This is a genomic window from Nocardiopsis sp. iso_237, from assembly GCF_056173345.1.
Genome location: NZ_CM149669.1, coordinates 6,286,776 through 6,303,524, shown reverse-complemented (window position 1 = coordinate 6,303,524; position 16,749 = coordinate 6,286,776). Strand labels below are relative to the sequence as shown.

The following is a 16,749-nucleotide window of genomic DNA, read 5'->3' as shown; positions in this document are numbered from 1 at the left end:
CGATGACCGCAGAAGGAACAGAGGAACCCACCAACGTGGCCGCCGAGACGGGAGAGGCCCCCGGGGCCTCCGAGGTCTCCGAGGCCGAACCGATCATCGAGGCGGCCGGGCTCGGCCGCGACTTCGTCGTCTCCGAGGGCCCCTTCCTGCGCCGTACCCGGCGCACCGTGAGCGCCGTCCGCGACGTGACCTTCACCGTGCGGCGTGGGGAGATCGTCGGCTACCTGGGGCCCAACGGCGCCGGGAAGTCCAGCACCATGAAGATGCTCACCGGCATCCTCACCCCCACCTCGGGGAGCGTCCGGGTGGTCGGAAGGGATCCGTCCCGCGAGCGCACCCGCCTGGCGAGGGACATCGGCGTGGTGTTCGGCCAGCGCACCACGCTCTGGTGGGACCTGCCGCTGCGCGACAGCCTCAGCCTCACCCGGCACCTGTACCGGGTGCCCGCCGACGTCCACGCGGAGCGGCTGGCCGAACTCACCGAGCTGCTGGAGCTGGAGCCCTTCCTGGACACCCCGGTCCGCCAGCTCAGCCTGGGGCAGCGGATGCGCGGGGACCTCACGGCGGCCCTGCTGCACGCCCCGCCGCTGCTGGTGCTGGACGAGCCGACCATCGGCCTGGACGTGGTCAGCAAGTCGACCATCCGGGAGTTCCTGCTGCGGATCAACCGGGAGCGGGGCACCACCATCCTCATCACCACGCACGACCTCGGGGACGTGGAGCGGTTGTGCGACCGGGTGATCGTGATCGACAAGGGGCGGCTGGCCTTCGACGGGGACCTGCCCGAGCTGCGCGCCACCGTTCCCACCCCGCGCGTGCTGGTGGTCGACCTGGTGGCACCGGCGCCCGCGATCGAGGTGGAGGGAGCCGTCACGGTCCGGGTGGACGGGCCGCGCCAGTGGCTGGAGCTCGCGGACAACCCGGCCCGGGTGATCTCCCGGGTCACGGCGGAGCACGAGGTGGCCGACCTGACGCTTCGGGAGCCCGACATCGAGGGAGTGGTCTCGGCTCTCTACCGGGGGGCGTTGCCCACCGAAACCCGGGCCTGATGCCCCTGTACCAAGGGGACGCGTTCGGGGACCATGGGATGTATGTCCCCTTTGTCATACGGTCTGTGGCTCGGGGTCGCCTTCGGTGTCCTGTCCTGTTGCGCGTACACGGCGGCCGCCGTCGCGCAGCGCAGACTCGCCGTCCGCGTTCCCGAGCCACTGACCGGCGGACACCAGATCGGAGCGCTGCTCCGGCACCCCCTCTGGTGGATCTCCCTCGTGTTCAACGGCGGCCGCGCCGGATTCCAGGTGGCCGCGGTGAGCTTCGCTCCGCTGACCGTCGTGCAGCCCCTCGGCGTGCTGGTGCTGGTCCTCGGTATCCCCTGGTCGGCGCGGCTCTCCCACCGGAAGGTGAGCCGCGCGGAGTGGCGGGGCGCGGCGTACACGATGGTGGCGCTGGGGGTGCTGCTGGCGGTCACCGTCACCGGTGATCATGGCGGGGTCCTGTCCTACGAAGGGGCGGCGCTGGTGGGCGTCGGGACGGTGGTCCTGCTCGGCGCGGTCGCGTGGGTCGCGGGTCGGGTGCCGTCGCGGGCCTGGCGGAGTTACCTGCTCGCGGGTGCGGCCGGGGTGGCCTTCGGGGTCTCGGCGGCGACGGTGAAGACCGCCGTGTGGGCCTTCGACGAGGGTGTGCTGGCCGGGCTCACGCACCCGTCGAGCCCGGCGACAGCGGTGATCGCGGTCTTCGGGCTCCTCCTTGCGCAGGCCGCCTATCAGGGGATGGACCTGGGGGCGCCGCTGGGCATCACGACGCTGGCCAACCCGGTCGCGGCCGCCGTGGTGGGGGTGGCCCTCATGGGGGAGACCTACGCGGGCGGTTGGCTCGGTGGAGTAGTCGCCTTGGGGTGCGCGGTGGTCGCGGCGCACGGGATCCGTCTGTTGACCGTGCCCTCCACCGACGAGGGGGCGAAGGCGCCGGAGGGGACACAGGGGACGTAGGGGCGGGGTCCTCCTGGGATCAGACTGCCGGTGTGGCCTTAGCTCGTACGCAGGAGTGCGACCCATTCGGGGCCGGGAAAGAGGAGGTGCCCGGGGCCGGGGAACGTGGAGTCCCGGACCGTGCTGCACAGCTCCTCCAAGAGTTGAACCTTCCTGTCGAGGCCATCGCCACGTCCGGACAGTGGGGCGTGGCCAAACCCGACCCCGACTTCTTCGCCCGCGTCATCGCCATGGCCCCGGGGAACCCCAGGAGATCGTGTATGTCGGTGACCACCGTGACAACGATGTTCTTCCCGCTCGTGAAGCCGGGCTGCGGTCGGCGCTGATCCGTCGCGGCCCCTGGGGATACCTGTGGGCGGATTAGCCGGAGGTGCGCGCTCAAGCGGACTGGGTCATCGAGTCGATCAGAGAGCTGCCAGGCCTGATCACCGCAACGGACTGACCCCGTCCGCAGTTTCCACAACGCATCGAGGGGTCCTCCGTCACCTGGGGGTGCAACGAGATGACTCCACAGTAACCACGGTTCCCTCTCCACATTCAGGTTCTCGTCATCGCCTGTAAGCCGATGAGGAGTGGCCGGACCTGTTTTTGCCCCCAGCCTGTGGACAACCCGGTCGAGAAACGTTTCGGCGGCCGCCGCCGGGACCGCCCCAGCGGTGGGGGTCGGCTTTCGTTGCGTATTTTCGTCACGGTGAGTTGCGTCCCCGCGACCGTCCCACCGCAGTTCACCGCGTCATCCTCGCACCTCGGAACCGGGGAAGTCGGCGTTGCGGAACCCTTGGGACACGCACCGTCCCCGACTCAGAGCTCCGGGAAACCCACGGTGACCACCAGACCCCCCTCCGGACGTGCCCTCGCGGTGGCCTTGGCACCGTGCGCCGTGGAGATCGAACGGACGATGGACAGCCCGAGCCCGGTCCCGGGGCGGTCCCGGTGCAGACGGGCCGCGTCTCCCCGATGGAAGGGCTCGAACAGCTCCTCCGCGTCACTCACTGCCGCTCCAGTGTTGGTCACCCTGAGCACCGTGCGGCCCGCGGCCGTGCGCACCCGCACCTCCACCCACCCGTCCGCCGTGTTGTACCGAACGGCGTTCTCCACCAGGTTGCGCGCCAGGTGCTCCAACAGGACCGGGTCGCCGTCCACCGCAGCGGACTCCGCGTCCACCCGCAGATCCACCCCCTCCGCCTCGGCCGCCCCCGCGTGCTGGGCCACCACACCGTGAACCACCTCGGCCAGGTCCACCTCCTCGGTCCGCGCCAGTCCGCGATCCGAGCGGGCCAGCAACAGCAGTCCGCTGATCAGCGCCTCGCTGCGCGCCACCGAGTCCAGCGCCCGACGGAAGGTCGGCCGCAGATCGTCCGGGACCCGGTCCTGGGCCAACGGCACCTCCAGCGCGGCACGCTGCACCGACAACGGCGTGCGCAGCTCGTGCGAGGCGTTGGAGACGAAACGGCGCTGGGAGTCGAAGGCCCGCTCCAACCGGGACAGCATCCCGTCGAACGTGTCACCCAGCTCCCGGAACTCGTCGTCGGGCCCCCTCAGGTCCAACCTGCTGTGCAGGTCGTGCTCGGACAGTGTGCGCGCCGCGTCGGTCACGCGGTGCAACCGCCGGAGCGGCCCGCCCGCGATCACCCACCCGGCCAGCGCCGCCAACAGGGTCACACCCAGGAGGATCAGCACCGAGTTCATGAGCAGGTCCGACAACACCCCCACCTGGTAGTCGTCCACGAGAAGGGCCAGGGGCTCGGCCTCGGTCTCCGCCCAGCCGGTGGTCGGAGCCGCCTCCCCGGACTCCTCGGTCTCCTCGGTCTCCCCGGTCTCCCCGGTCGGCGCGGGAACGGTCGGGGCCGGGACGACGAGGGTCTCGGACGGATCGCCGGTGGGCAGCGCCGCCGTCGTGGACAGCTCGACCCCCCGCATCTCCAGACTCGCGGAGACCATCGCGTAGTTGGCGGAGAGCAGCAGCGCCCCGCCGAGGGCGAAGACCCCCGTGTAGACGAGGGCCAGCTTCGTGCGCAGGGTCAGGCTGGTGAACCGGCTCAGCCAGCGTCGTGGCACGGCCATGGATGCGGCGGCCACGTCAGATCCGGTAGCCGTGGCCGGGGACGGTCTCGATCACCGCGGGAGCGCCCAGCTTGCGGCGCAGCCCGTGCACCACCACCTTCAGCACCCCGCTGAACGGGTCCAGGTGGGCGTCCCACACCTTCTCGATCAGGTGGGTCGCGGTCACCGGCGCACCGTCCGCGCGCAGCAGCTCCTCCAGCACCCCCAGTTCCTTGGGGGAGAGGGAGAGCACCCGCCCGTCACGGGACGCGGTCCGCCGGGTGGTGTCCAGCACCAGACCCGCCCGGCTCAGTGTCGGAGGCGCCGCCGGACGCGCCCGGCGGCCCAGTGCCCGGACCCGCGCCACCAGCTCCAGGTACGCGAAGGGCTTGGCCAGGTAGTCGTCGGCGCCCAGGTCGAGCCCGTCCACCCTGTCCTCCAGCCCGCCCGCGGCGGTGAGCATCAGCACGCGGGCCTGCACCCCGGGGTCCTCCGCGATCCGCAGGCACACCTGGTCTCCGTGCAGCACCGGCAGGTCGCGGTCCAGGACGACGACGTCGTAGTCGTGCACGGTGGCCATCTCCAGGCCGGTGTCGCCGTCGTGGCACACGTCCACCGCCATGCCCTCACCGCGCAGCCCCTCGGCCACCGTCTCCGCCAGGTCCGGCTCGTCCTCCACCACCAGAATGCGCATGCGTTCCCCTCGCCCCTGAACTCCGGCCGTCGGCGTTCCCGACCGACAAGCACTATCCACCGCCCGGTTAGGCCGAGGTTAACCCCGCGAAACCCCCCAACGAGCGGGGAACCGGGGGCCTCAGAACCCGGAGGACCCTAACCACCGGCTAACCGCGGTCCCGCTGACATGTGCTGTGCACCCACCAGCGGCGTCGGCTCATCCGGCGCCCGACCAAGGAGGACCTCATGCGTTCACTCACCCTCGCCGCCGTGGCCACGGCGGCGGCCGGGCTCCTGCTCACCGGCTGCGGGGCCTCCGGCGGGGACGAGGCGGCGGACTCGGAGGCCGCCCCCGAGAAGTCCATGGACGAGGCGATGCTGGACTACGCCGCCTGCATGCGCGAGGCCGGTTTCGACATGCCCGACCCCGACCCGGACAGCGGCGTGATCGCCCTCCCCGGCCTGGAGGAGCCCGACGACGAGATGTTGGCGGCCATGCAGGAGTGCGAGGAGCTCCTCCCCGTGGACGAGAACGCGCCCACCGAGGAGGAGCAGTTCGAGGCCGACCTGGAGATGGCCGAGTGCCTGCGGGAGCACGGCATCGACGTCGAGGACCCCGAGCGCGGCATGGGGCTGTCGCTTCCGGTCATGCCCGAAGACGACGAGCACATGGCGGCCATCAGCACCTGTAGCGGCTCCGAAGGGGGCAGCACCGAAGAAGGCGGCGCCGAAGAGGGCGGCGTCGACTTCCAGCCCGGGACCGAGGGCGACTCGTGAGCGCGGACACCGACCTCCTTCCGGAGGAGGAGACCGACGACGCCGAGCGGCCACGGCCCCGCAGGGGGAGGGGGTTCGTCTGGCTGGCGGCGGCACTGCTGAGCCTCGTGGTCCTGTGCGCCGGGGCGGCGGTGACGGTCTGGGGCTGGCCCCAGGCCGCCAAGGAGGAGGAGACCACCGCGCCCGCCGCCACCGCCTCGGTCGAACGCACCACCCTCCTGCGTGAGGAGCGGCTGGACGGCGTCCTCGGGTACGCGGGCGGGGGCTCGTTCTTCGCGCGTTCCGACGGTGTGCTCACCTGGCTCCCCGAGGAGGGGGCCGAACGCTCCGCCGGGCAGCGGGTCTGGGAGATCGACGGCCGCCCGGTGATCCTGCTGCGGGGCGACAAGCCCGCCTACCGGACCCTGGAGCCCGGCTCGAAGGGCCCGGACGTGCGCCAGTTCGAGCAGGCGCTCGCCGAACTCGGGTACGGCGGCTTCACCGTCGACGACGAGTTCACGTGGCTCACCGCCGAGGCGGTGAAGCGCTGGCAGAAGGACACCGACGGCATGGAGGTCACCGGTACGGTCGAGCCGGACCAGATCTGGTACACCTCCGGTCCGGTCCGGGTGACCGGGCACGAGGCGGCGGTGGGCGAGAGCGTGGGTCCCGCGACCCCGCTGGTCACCACCGCGTCCACCCACAAGGTCGTCCGGGTCGACCTGAAGGTGGGCGATCGCGACCTCGTCGACGAGGGCGACGAGGTCACCGTGGAGATGCCGGACGGCCAGACGGTCACCGGAGAGGTGGAGTCCGTGGGCGACGTGGCCCAGGTGGAGGAGGACGAGGAACCCGGCGGGGGCGGCGGGTCGCCCACCGTGGAGGTGCTGGTCTCCCTGGACGCGGACGCCGAGGGGGCCGAGGGCTTCCTGGACCAGGCACCGGTCAAGGTCCTCGCGAAGGGGGATTCGCGCGAGGACGTGCTCGCCGCTCCCGTGGGGGCGCTGATCGCCCTCTCCGGCGGCGGCTACGGGCTGTCCGTGGTGGACGGCGACGGGTCGGTGCGGGACGTACCGGTGGAGACCGGCTGGTTCACCGACGGCCTGGTGGAGGTGACCGGTGACGGCGTCGACGCGGGCACCGAGGTGGTGGTTCCCGAATGACCGCCGTGGAGTTCACCGGGGTGAGCCGCCACTATCCGGGCGGCGTACGCGCGCTGGACGGGGTGGACCTGCGCGTCGAGCGCGGGGAGATGCTCGCGATCGTCGGCCCTTCGGGGTCGGGGAAGTCCACGTTGCTCAACCTGCTCGGCACCCTGGACGCCCCGACCTCCGGGAGCGTGCGCGTGTTCGGGTACGACGTCGGGGAACTCGGGGACGACCAGCTCGCCGCGCTCCGGGCGCGGACGATCGGGTTCGTCTTCCAGCAGTTCCACCTGGCGCCCAACGTGTACGCCGTGGACAACGTGGCCGACGGCCTGCTGTACGCCGGTGTGCCCGCCCGGACCCGGGTGCGGCGGGCCCGCAGGGCCCTGGAACGGGTGGGGCTGGCGGACCGGGCCCGCCACCGGCCGCACGAGCTCTCCGGCGGGCAGAAGCAGAGGGTGGCGATCGCGCGGGCCGTGGTGGGCTCCCCGCCGCTGCTCCTGGCCGACGAACCCACCGGGGCGTTGGACACCGCCTCGGGCGAGGCCGTGATGCGGGTGCTGCGGGAGCTGAACGAGGACGGGGTGACCGTCGTGGTGATCACCCACGACCGCGAGCTGGCCGCCTCCCTGCCGCGCCGGGTGGAGGTGCGCGACGGTCGTGTGGTCGCGGACACGGGTGCCTCACGGGGAACGGGCGACTCCCGGACCTCGACTGACCCACAGACCTCGAAGGACTCTCCGACACCGGACACCGTCCCGGGCTCGGAAGACACCCGGAACTGGGCGGAGGCGGGCCGGTGAGGGGGCTCCTTCGGCGGTGGCGCGACCGCCGATCACCGCTCCGCCCCGCCCGGCTCTCCCTGGTCGACCGCCTGCGGACCGGGTCGAGCGGGCTGCGCGCCCGGCCCACCCGCGTGGTGCTGTCCGCCCTGGGTATCGCCATCGGAATCGCGGCGATGGTCGCGGTGGTCGGCGTCTCCTCCTCCGGCCAGGCAGAACTCGACCAGCGGATCGCCCGGCTGGGCACCAACCTGGTGTCCGTCGCGCCGGGCGACGACCTGTTCGGTGAGGCCGCCACGCTTCCCGAGGAGGCGCGCGGACGGATCGGCCGGATGCCGGAGGTGGAGCACACCTCGCAGGTGGAGCAGGTGAGCGGGACCAACGTCTACCGGAGCGACCTCGTTCCGAGCGCCGAGTCCGGCGGAATCTCCGCCTACGGGGCGGACCTCGACCTGTTGGAGGCCGTCCGCGCCGAGGTGGCCGTGGGCACGTGGCTGAACGGGGCCACCTCCGACCACCCGGCGGTCGTGCTCGGCGCCTCGGCGGCCGGGAGACTGGGGATCGACCGGATCACCCCGGACACGCTGGTGCTCATCGGTGACACCTACTTCTCCGTGGTCGGCGTGCTGGAGCGGGCGGAGCTGGCGCCGGAGCTGGACAGCGCTGCGCTGGTCGGCCAGGAGATCGCGGAGGAGGTACTGGGCGCCAAGGGCGAGGCCTCCACGGTGTACGTGCGGGTCGACCCCGAGCACGTGGAGCGGGTCCGGGACGAGGTGGGCCGCAACGCCAACCCGGAGAACCCGAACGAGGTCAAGGTGTCCCGCCCGTCGGACGCGCTGGAGGCCCAGCAGGCCGCCGACCAGACCTTCCAGGGGCTGCTGCTCGGTCTGGGCGGGGTGGCCCTGCTGGTGGGCGGGGTGGGGGTGGCCAACACGATGGTCATCTCCGTGCTGGAGCGCCGGGGCGAGATCGGTCTGCGGCGCGCCCTGGGCGCCACCCGTCGCGACATCAGGGGGCAGTTCCTGGTGGAGGCGATGGCCCTGTCCGCGCTGGGCGGGGTGTTCGGGGTGCTGCTGGGTTCCCTCGCCACGGCGGGGTACGCGCTGCTGCGCGGTTGGCCGGTCTCCCTGCCCTGGTGGGCGGGGGCGGGCGCGGTGGTCGCGACGGTGGCCATCGGGGCGGTCGCCGGGATCGTACCGGCCCTGCGGGCCGCCGCCCAGCACCCCACCGAGGCGCTCGGTACCGCCTGAGCCCGTTCACGGGTTCCGGCCGACGCGGCGGCCCGGTCCCGGGGAACCGGGCCGGGCCGCCGCGTCATGTCCTGGCCTCCGGCCTCACCCCTGCGAGTCGGCCCCCGCCACCGGAACCCGCCACACCAGCACGGTCCCGCCGTCCTCGCCCCGACCGGCGCTGAACTCTCCGCCCAGGGCACGGGCCCGCTGCTCCAGGTTGCGCAGGCCGCTGCGGCGGCCCTCCTCGGGAAGCCCCACCCCGTTGTCGGTGACGGTCAGGATCAGGGTGGTGGGGCGGCCGGTGGCCGACCGCTCCTCCACCGTCACCGAGACGTGCACCTCCGTGGCGCGGGCGTGCCGGGCGACGTTGGTCAGTCCCTCCCCCAGGACCGCCAGCAGCTGCTCGCCCACCTCGTCGGGGACGGACGCGTCGATCGGCCCGTCCAGGCTCACCCCCGGGTGGCAGCCCAGGCTGTGCGCGGTGTTCTCCGCCAACCGCAGGATCTGCTCACGCAGCGAGGTGTCCCTCCTGCTCGGCGGGTGCTGGAGGTCGAAGATGGTCGACCTGATCTCCCGGATCGTGCTGTCCAGCTCGTCGATGGTGCTCTGGACCCGTTCCCCTGCCTCCGTGGAGCTGATCAGCCGGACCGTGCTCATGAGGGTCATCGCGGACGCGAACAACCGCTGGATCACCACGTCGTGCAGGTCCTTGGCGATCCGGTCCCGCTCCTCCAGGACCACGATCCGCTCGCTGTCCCGCCGGGCCTCGGCCAGCTCCAGAGCCACCCCCGCCTGGACGGAGAAGGAGTTCAGCATGCGTCTGATGTTGGAGTCGAACGGCGCCCTGTCGGAGAGTTTGCCGAGCAGCAGGACCCCGCGCGTGTTGCCGGGGGTGCCCAGCGGCACCAGCAGCCCGGGGCCGTAGCCGCGGTGGGTGAGCATGGGGCAGTTGGCCTGGCGCAGGTCGGGGATGGTCTCGGCCTCGCCCGACTCGTACACCCAGCCGCAGGCGGAGTCCTGGATCTCCACCGGGGTCCCCAGGATCTCCTGGGCGATCGGCCCGTCCGCGAACTCCGCGAACAGGTGACCGCGCGCGTGCGGATCCGGCAGCATCACGACGGCGGTGTCCGCGCGGGCGATCTCCCTGGCCTGGGCGGCCATGTAGGCCAGCACCTCGTCGGTGTCGGCCCCCGACAGCAGCCGGGTGGTGATCTCCGTCGAGGCGGCCAGCCACCGCTCGCGCAGCCGGGTCTCCTCGTACAGGCGGGCGTTCTCGATGGCCACACCGGCGGCGGTGGCCAGCGCGGTCACGATCGTCTCGTCCTCCTCGTCGAACTCCCCGCCGTTCTCCTTCTCGGTCAGGTAGAGGTTGCCGAACACCTCGCCGCGCACCTGGATCGGCACCCCGAGGAAGCTCGACATCCTCGGGTGGCCCTCCGGGAACCCGCCGAAGTCCGGGTGGTCGCGCAGGTCGGAGAGGCGGAGCGTGGCCTGCTCGAACGAGGGCGTGCCGAGCACGCCCTTGCCGTGCGGGAACCGCCCGATCCGTTCGGCCTGCGCCTGGGTGAACCCGACCGGGATGAACTCGGTGAAACCGCCGTCCTCACCGATCACGCCCAGCCCGGCGAACCTGGCCTCGGCCAGGTGGGCGGCGGCCTCGGTGAGCCGCCGCAGTACGGTCGCCAGGTCCAGATCGCCACCGATGTCCAGGACCGCCTGGAGCAGAGAGTGCATCCTCCCCTGAGCGGAGAGCCCCGGGTTCATCTGGGAGTGCACATCCGCGAGGAGCTCGTCCAGGGACTTCGGGGACCACCGATGGCTCTGGGGGATCTTGGTCATGTGTGGTTCAACCTCCGCAGAGCCGTTGAGGGGTTGAGGGCTAATACTCGAATTGTCGTTGGTTTTTTCCCGGTTTGCCACATCTTGCTGTTAGGAAGCTTGTTCGAGCGGCCGGGAATTCCCCTGGAATCGAGGACAGCGGCCCGGCAATTCATGCTAACGTCACGTTCAGTTGGCGCAGGAAGGCACTCTGTGACCTCGCGCCGCTGCCTCCCCCGCACCCCCAGGTTCCGGGGTGCCTCCCACACGAACACCACGAGCCCCTCCTCCCCCGGTGACCCACCGGAGCGGACCGGCTCACACGGCGGAAGGAAGCCCCGGTGTCTGGATACCACGGTACGGTCGGCGCCATCGGCGTCCGCCTCGCCGTGTGCCCGGAACCGGTCCGACGGGCCCTCACGCTCGCCGGTCTGCTCACCGGCGTCCTGTTCACCGTGTGGCTCGTCTCCGCCGCCCCGGCGCACTCCTCGGAGCTGCCCGGTACCGAGAACCCCCTCACCGCCGGTGTGGTGGGTTCCGGACTGGTGACGGGCACCGAGACGCTCGGCGGTTCACTCGGCGGAGCGGTCACCACCGTGGGTGAGCGGGCCACCCAGCACGCCACGGAGGCGGTGGACGGCGCCTCGGAGGCCGCGCGTGCGGTCGAGACCGAGGCCTCCGCCCCCGTCCAGCAGGTCCGGGACGCGGTCCGGGAGACCTCCCTTCCGCACCCCGACCAGCTGTCCGAACTGGTCGCCCCGGCCCCCGCGCGGGTCACCGAACCCGCGCAGGCCCCCGAGGGCGACGACCCCGCCGCCGAAGACCGTCAGGACCGCGAGACCGGGGCCGAGGCCCCGGAGGAGCAGCGTGCGGTGGCCGAACGGCCCGCCGCCGACGCCCTGGTCGCGGCCCGGGAGCGCGGTTCCGTCGACCACCCGGCCGAGGACGCCACCGAGCGCGACCGGTCCGCCGACACCGCCCCCCGTTCCACCGAGGCGCTCACCACCATCGCGGGCGGCACCGCCCCCGCGTCCGGTGGTACCGCCTTCGCGCCCGCCGTCGCCGGGTTCCTGCCCGTCACCGGCGCCCCGGCGCCCGCCCCCGGCCTGTTCGAGGCCGCCCGGCACGTCCTGCGCTCGGTTCCCGCCGAGTCCGCCGACGAGCCGACCTTCTCCCCGGACTAGCGGACCACCGGACCGCGTCCCGCGCCCGTACGCCCTGAGCGTCCCGCGCCGCACGCGATCAGCCCGGCACGGCTTCTCCAGCCACACCCTTCCCAGCGGCACCAGCACTCGGTGACCTTCTGGGGGTTGACGTGAACCCCGCACCTCGAACGCGAGGTTCACGTCAGCCGGTGGTCCGCCAGACCGACCGACTGAATCCGGATCGAACCCGCTCGCCCGCACCAGGGACGCAGGGGTTCACCGACCGGAGAGCTCGCCCGTACCACCCTCAGGACCGACGCCCCTGGCCAGGGAGACGGTCCGACGCGACGGAGCACGACACCCGCTCCGTCGCGCCCCTCGAACAGAACACACGCTCACTCCGGAAGGACTCACATGTTCCACACCGCCCGTACCTCTGCTCGGACCCTGCTGGTGGCCGCCGGCACCGCCGGATTCGTCGCCCTCGGCGCCGGTGTCGCCGGAGCCGACACGCTCGGCGGTGCCACGGACGCCCTCCCCCTGGGTGAACTGGGCAACCAGGTCCCCAACGTCCTGACCGAGGGTGTCGCCACGCCCCTCGGTGACCTGGTCAAGGTCCAGCCCGGCGAGATCTCCGCCCAGCCCGACATCCAGCACCAGAACAACCCCGTCGGTACCGTCGTCGGTGACACCGTCAGCACCGACGCCCCGATCACGACCGGCCAGGACAACGCGGGCAACGTCGGTCCGCTGGACCTCGGAACGGCGACGGAGACCCTCCCGCTGAGCGAGGCCGGCGGCGCGGTCGACCCGATCTCCATGCTGCTCGGCGGGACCGGCCTGCTCGACGGCCTCGGGGGCGGCGGCCTCCCCGTGTCGATGAGCGCTCCCAGCGCCTCCGTCGTCGAGGACACCGTCACCGAGCTGGGCACCCGGGCGCAGGAGGGCCTGCACCAGCCCGGCCTCGACGTGGTCGGCCTGGACGACCTCGACGTGAAGCAGCAGCTGGGCGAGACCGTTCCGCTGAGCGAGCCGGTCGGCCTGGACGCGGGCGAGAACGCCGACCTCACCGGCGGTGTGACCACCCTGCTGCCGAAGGACGTCAGGGAGACCCTGCCGATGTCCGCCCCCTCGGAGCTCCAGGTGGTGGGTGCCACCGAGGAGGCCGTCACCAGCACCGTGGGCGACGTCCGTGGCGCGGTCGGCGGCCTGGGGATCGAGGAGACCCTGCCGATGTCCGGTGTCGACGGCCTGGAGCCGGCCCTCGACGGTGGCCTCCACGGTGTCGCCGGTCTGGGCGAGAAGGTCGGCAGCATGGAGGCCGGTGACGTCGTCGACCTGGCCGGTGGGGCGAGCGAGTCCACCGGCGGCCTGGTCGACGTCCAGGGCCTGCCCGAGCTGGGCCAGCCCGAGGTCGGCCCGCTGCCCCTCGCCTCCGAGCTGCCCACCGAGGAGCTGCCCACCGGTGACCTGCCCGTCCAGCTGCCGCTCGGACTGTAGGTCCACGAACGTGCGCCCGTCGGTCGTGGCGGGCGCACCACGCCTCGGGCGGTGAGCGGAACCACCTTCGTTGACCGTGGTGCCAGTGGGGACTGTGGGGGTTTCCCGGCACGTACCAACGGAAAGTCAGAGTTCCCGCCGCCCGAGGCACCTGCCCTGCCAGGGGCATGAAGGGGCCCCCGTCGCTGATCGCGACGGGGGCCCCTTCTCCGTGTGGGGACGGGTCGGTCTACCAGTCGTCCTCGCCGGTGCCGAAGCCGAGGCCGTCCTGGCAGGGGTTGGACGTGGCGTCGCGGCCCTCGCCCGGGCGCGCGGACGGTTCGGTGGAGGCGCCGGCCTCGGTCTCCTCCGCGTTGCCCTCCGGGCTCGGATCGACCGGGGTGGGCTCGTCCATGGGCGACTCCTGCGGCACGGGCGCGTCGTCGGCCAGCAGCGCGGGCAGCGGGCGGTCCTCGCGTACGGCGGAGAACAGCTCGGCGGCCTCCTCCTCGTGCCACATGACCCGGTTGGGGTCGTAGGGCGCCTGGTACCAGGGAACGGTGTGGAACTCGATGTCGGACAGGTCCACGTCGGCCATGGTGACCGCGATGGAGAGCATCCGGTCCAGTGACAGCTCGCCGTCGGTGGCGCTGTGCTGGGCCACCGCCTGGAGGATGCCGTTGAGCTTGGACGGGCTGCTGAGCACGTCGCTGCTGGTCACCTGGTCCGCGAGTGCGGCCAGGAACATCTGTTGCCGGTCGATGCGCCCCATGTCGCCGCCGTCGCCGATGTCGTAGCGGGCGCGGACGAAGGACAGCGCCTGGTCGCCGTCCAGGGTCTGGTCACCGGCGTCGAGGCTGAGCTTCGACCGGCGGTCCTCCATGGGTTCGGGGATGCACATGTCCACCCCGCCGATGGCGTTCACGACGTCGCGGAAGCTCGCGAAGCTCAGGTGGACGAAGTGGTCGACCCGGATGTCGGTGAGGGTCTCGATCGTCCTCACCACGCAGGGCGGTCCGCCGTGGTACATCGCGGCGTTGATCATGCCGAAGTAGCCGTAGGTGCCCTCGGTCTGGCCGTAGGCGTCGCACTCGGGCAGCTGCACCAGAGAGTCGCGCGGGAAGCTGACCACCGAGACGCGCTTGTCGGGCGAGATGTGCGCGAGCATCAGGGAGTCCGAGCGCTCGCCCTCGAACTCGGTCGAGTAGGCGGGGCTGTCCTCCTCGTAGCCGTCCGATCCGATGAAGAGGATGTTGACGGCGTCGCTGATCTTGTCCGGCCGCTCCTCGTCTCCGAGCAGGGCCTCGATGTCGTGCTGCACCATGTCGGAGCGCAGGGAGTGGTAGTAGGCGTAGGCGGTGCCCACCCCGACCACCAGGACCAGGGCCAGGGAGGCCGAGGTCCACATGACGGCCCTGCGCAGGCGGCTGCGCCTACGCTTGTTCCCCTTGACCGCCGCCACCGCGGCGACGCCGTTCTCGGAAGCGTCTTCCGGGCCGTCTCCGCCCTTGGCGCCCGGCTCCGGAGTGACCGGCGCCGCGGCGGTCGCGTCGACGGCGTCGTCCCCGCCTTCGGAAGCGTCCGGTTCCGGGGAGTCCCCGTCCCTGGTTCCGGCGGCCTCCCCGGCCTCCGGCTCCGAGGTGTCCGTGTCGTCCGCGTCCGGTACCGGCGCGGCCGCGTTGACGGCCTCGTCGTCCCCGGCCTTCTCCCCGTCCTCCGGCGCGTCCCCGTTCGGACGCTCCTCGGAGGGCTCGTCGGAGTCGGAGTCGGCCTCGGCGGTTTCCTCCCGGCCGGACCCCCCGGTGGTGACCGGCGCGTCGACGTCGATGACGACGGTCTCCGGCCGGTCGTCCCCTTCGGTCGCGTCGTCCGCGTCGGCTGCGGGCTCGTGTTCGGCCGAAGCCTCCCCGGTGGGCGCTTCGGGCTTGGTGGGCTCGTCGGCGGCATCGGAGCCAGTGGGCTCGCCAGTCGCGTCGGATCCGGTCTCTTCCGGCTCGTTCCGCATCACGTCCCGTCCTTCCAAGTCCGACTCGGCGGAGTCCGCCGCAGTCCCCTCAGCACCCTCGACCTGGGAGGGCTCGGAGTTCTCGTGTGGTGTCTGGTCCGCGCCGGAATCGGCGGAGTTCTCGTCAGCGGGCATCGTGACAATCTCGGTGAGTTCGGACGGCTGGGCGTGCCAACGGCTGGACACCGACCCTGGTGGGTCACGCGTCCGAGTCCGGGGGAGGGCGGGGGTCGCGCGGGGGAAACACGCGGGCAGACCGGAATCCTGACCGAAAAGTCGCCGAGGGGGAGTCCCAAGGCCGGGGGGAAAGCCGGGACACCAGCGGACAGGGGTTGCCAAGTACACCGGAACCCGCGCGTGGCAGTGATCCTAGGTGAAGTTCTCGCTGAGTGCGTGCTCGGGTTGTCCATGCGCGCGGTTCCTGACCACAATTGCGCCGTACAATTCCTTGCCCGGGTGGCAGTAGTCTGCGGCTTTCCTGCCCGACTGTCTCATCTGTTCCCTTCGGAACCACGTCCGACGCGCCGGGGAAGAGTGGATTACTGCTGATGAGACACCATTCGGGCTGAATCTCCCACTCTGTCCGTGTTCGGGAGCGCCTGCGGCCCAGGGGAGAAGCGCTGTCCGAAACGGTGGGATCAGTCGTCCCAGAAACCGCTCTCCTTCTCGTTCTCCTTCTTCTCGGTCCCCTCGGCGGTGGCGGTCGCGGTACGGCCCTTACCGCTCGGCTTGGCGCCGGTCCTCGTGCTCTTGGTGGTCTTGCGGGCGGTGCCTCCGGAGCCACCGGCGGCCTTGGCCGTGCCGGTGTGGCGCGGACGCGGGGTGACCGGGCTCTTCTCGATGGGCGCGCTGGGTCTGGGGGCCTCGCCGGAGTGGATGCTCAGGGCCTCCTCCTCCACGCTGAGCATCTTGCGCATCAGGGCGGGCACCTCCGGCAGGCGGTCCGCGCGCAGGTGGGCGCCGAGCACCTCCAGCGCGTGGTCGCACAGGACCCGCTTGGCGGAGGCGGCGCCGACCCCGCTCAGCTGCTGGACCTCGGGCAGGTCGTGCTCGCGCAGCAGGCGGACGACCTCGCTGAGCCGCTCGCGGGCCTTGCGGTCGGTCATCGACATGACCGTGAGTTCGGCCTCGCGCAGGAAGTCGGTGCCGTCGCCGTCGCCGTCGCCGTCGCGCTCCGCGATGAAGGCGCTGGTGAGGTTGCGGGCCGAGGTGCGTGTGCCGGTGCGCAGTTCGGCGCGGCGGATCTGCCGGGAGTGCAGCGCGGTCACGACCACGCTGGTCACGAGGCTGATACCGGCGCCGATCACGACGAGCACGGCGGGGTTTTCGAGCAGCATGTGTACGGGAGACCTTTCCGGGCGGTGGTCCGCACGGGACATGGCCACGGTGTCGACGGGGGCGGCGGGTGCGGGGGTGACGGAGGGTGTTCGAGTGCCAGCCGGTACTCGGGTGCGTGACTATTCGGCAGTTCGGTACTCGTTGTCAAGTGTCATGACGGAGGGGGCGCTCGCGGGCACGGCGCCTTCGCAGGTCAGGACAGATGGGGGCAGGATCGACGGTTCGTCCTTCCTACCGCTTGCCCGGCCCTGATCCGGGTAAACATCCGTTGTCCACAGCCTGTGGACAACGGCGCTAGGGAGTGTTTTTTGGATGCTTTCGCTGGTGGCGGCGGAGCCGCCAT

The 16,749-nt window shown here is 71.9% G+C and carries 14 protein-coding genes; 9 read left to right on the top strand and 5 right to left on the bottom strand.

Features of this window, described 5'->3' with window-relative positions:
- Positions 1–2: 2 nt before the first annotated feature.
- The 3 genes from AC0VYM_RS28270 to AC0VYM_RS28260 are packed head-to-tail and all read left to right on the top strand — an operon-like array spanning position 3 to position 2,352.
- On the top strand, positions 3–1,049 hold the full coding sequence (locus AC0VYM_RS28270) for an ABC transporter ATP-binding protein (RefSeq protein ID WP_475457217.1): 1,047 nt from the start codon (positions 3–5) through the stop codon (positions 1,047–1,049).
- Positions 1,050–1,091: 42 nt separating this feature from the next.
- Positions 1,092–1,988, top strand: coding sequence for a DMT family transporter (locus tag AC0VYM_RS28265; RefSeq protein ID WP_475457215.1), 897 nt, complete (start codon positions 1,092–1,094; stop codon positions 1,986–1,988).
- Between the two features lie 55 nt (positions 1,989–2,043).
- On the top strand, positions 2,044–2,352 hold the full coding sequence (locus tag AC0VYM_RS28260; RefSeq protein WP_475457214.1) for an HAD hydrolase-like protein: 309 nt from the start codon (positions 2,044–2,046) through the stop codon (positions 2,350–2,352).
- A 437-nt stretch (positions 2,353–2,789) separates the two neighbouring features.
- Here AC0VYM_RS28260 and AC0VYM_RS28255 read toward each other — a convergent pair whose 3' ends face one another.
- A complete protein-coding gene (locus AC0VYM_RS28255) occupies positions 2,790–4,067 on the bottom strand; it encodes a sensor histidine kinase (RefSeq protein ID WP_475457212.1) in 1,278 nt (425 codons plus the stop codon).
- A gap of 1 nt (position 4,068) precedes the next feature.
- Positions 4,069–4,725 (bottom strand): response regulator transcription factor, encoded by a 657-nt coding sequence (locus AC0VYM_RS28250; protein ID WP_475457210.1) that lies wholly within the window; start codon positions 4,723–4,725, stop codon positions 4,069–4,071.
- 227 nt (positions 4,726–4,952) lie between these two features.
- Between AC0VYM_RS28250 and AC0VYM_RS28245 the strand changes: the two genes are divergently transcribed.
- The 4 genes from AC0VYM_RS28245 to AC0VYM_RS28230 are packed head-to-tail and all read left to right on the top strand — an operon-like array spanning position 4,953 to position 8,639.
- Complete coding sequence (locus tag AC0VYM_RS28245; protein ID WP_475457208.1) at positions 4,953–5,483, top strand: hypothetical protein; 531 nt, start codon at positions 4,953–4,955, stop codon at positions 5,481–5,483.
- On the top strand, positions 5,480–6,625 hold the full coding sequence (locus AC0VYM_RS28240; RefSeq protein ID WP_475457206.1) for a peptidoglycan-binding protein: 1,146 nt from the start codon (positions 5,480–5,482) through the stop codon (positions 6,623–6,625). The genes AC0VYM_RS28245 and AC0VYM_RS28240 overlap by 4 nt, the downstream gene beginning before the upstream one ends.
- Positions 6,622–7,410: an ABC transporter ATP-binding protein gene (locus AC0VYM_RS28235; RefSeq protein ID WP_475457204.1), complete on the top strand. Its 789-nt coding sequence runs from the start codon at positions 6,622–6,624 to the stop codon at positions 7,408–7,410. The genes AC0VYM_RS28240 and AC0VYM_RS28235 overlap by 4 nt, the downstream gene beginning before the upstream one ends.
- Positions 7,407–8,639 carry an ABC transporter permease gene (locus AC0VYM_RS28230; RefSeq protein ID WP_475457202.1) on the top strand — a complete coding sequence of 411 codons (1,233 nt, stop codon included), beginning with the start codon at positions 7,407–7,409 and terminating at the stop codon, positions 8,637–8,639. Before AC0VYM_RS28235 ends, AC0VYM_RS28230 begins: the two co-directional genes overlap by 4 nt.
- A gap of 84 nt (positions 8,640–8,723) precedes the next feature.
- Here the strand turns inward: AC0VYM_RS28230 and AC0VYM_RS28225 are convergent, their stop codons facing one another.
- Positions 8,724–10,460: a sensor histidine kinase gene (locus AC0VYM_RS28225; protein ID WP_475457200.1), complete on the bottom strand. Its 1,737-nt coding sequence runs from the start codon at positions 10,458–10,460 to the stop codon at positions 8,724–8,726.
- A gap of 320 nt (positions 10,461–10,780) precedes the next feature.
- Between AC0VYM_RS28225 and AC0VYM_RS28220 the strand changes: the two genes are divergently transcribed.
- Together AC0VYM_RS28220 and AC0VYM_RS28215 are read left to right on the top strand one after the other, a co-directional pair.
- Entirely contained in the window at positions 10,781–11,623 is an 843-nt protein-coding gene (locus AC0VYM_RS28220) for a hypothetical protein (protein WP_475457198.1), read from the top strand.
- A gap of 375 nt (positions 11,624–11,998) precedes the next feature.
- Complete coding sequence (locus AC0VYM_RS28215; protein ID WP_475457196.1) at positions 11,999–13,084, top strand: hypothetical protein; 1,086 nt, start codon at positions 11,999–12,001, stop codon at positions 13,082–13,084.
- Positions 13,085–13,313: 229 nt separating this feature from the next.
- On the opposite strand, the gene AC0VYM_RS28210 is transcribed toward AC0VYM_RS28215, so the two are convergent.
- Complete coding sequence (locus tag AC0VYM_RS28210; protein WP_475457194.1) at positions 13,314–15,203, bottom strand: LCP family protein; 1,890 nt, start codon at positions 15,201–15,203, stop codon at positions 13,314–13,316.
- A 503-nt stretch (positions 15,204–15,706) separates the two neighbouring features.
- Positions 15,707–16,405, bottom strand: coding sequence for a hypothetical protein (locus AC0VYM_RS28205; protein ID WP_475457192.1), 699 nt, complete (start codon positions 16,403–16,405; stop codon positions 15,707–15,709).
- Positions 16,406–16,749 lie beyond the last annotated feature (344 nt).

Bases quoted from the DNA above. Each gene is read 5' to 3' on its own strand.
- AC0VYM_RS28215 (WP_475457196.1), top strand. From the start codon at position 11,999: ATGTTCCACACCGCCCGTACCTCTGCTCGGACCCTGCTGGTGGCCGCC.
- AC0VYM_RS28235 (WP_475457204.1), top strand. From the start codon at position 6,622: ATGACCGCCGTGGAGTTCACCGGGGTGAGCCGCCACTATCCGGGCGGC.
- AC0VYM_RS28225 (WP_475457200.1), bottom strand. From the start codon at position 10,460: ATGACCAAGATCCCCCAGAGCCATCGGTGGTCCCCGAAGTCCCTGGAC.
- AC0VYM_RS28205 (WP_475457192.1), bottom strand. From the start codon at position 16,405: ATGCTGCTCGAAAACCCCGCCGTGCTCGTCGTGATCGGCGCCGGTATC.
- AC0VYM_RS28270 (WP_475457217.1), top strand. From the start codon at position 3: ATGACCGCAGAAGGAACAGAGGAACCCACCAACGTGGCCGCCGAGACG.
- AC0VYM_RS28265 (WP_475457215.1), top strand. From the start codon at position 1,092: ATGTCCCCTTTGTCATACGGTCTGTGGCTCGGGGTCGCCTTCGGTGTC.
- AC0VYM_RS28250 (WP_475457210.1), bottom strand. From the start codon at position 4,725: ATGCGCATTCTGGTGGTGGAGGACGAGCCGGACCTGGCGGAGACGGTG.
- AC0VYM_RS28245 (WP_475457208.1), top strand. From the start codon at position 4,953: ATGCGTTCACTCACCCTCGCCGCCGTGGCCACGGCGGCGGCCGGGCTC.
- AC0VYM_RS28210 (WP_475457194.1), bottom strand. From the start codon at position 15,203: ATGCCCGCTGACGAGAACTCCGCCGATTCCGGCGCGGACCAGACACCA.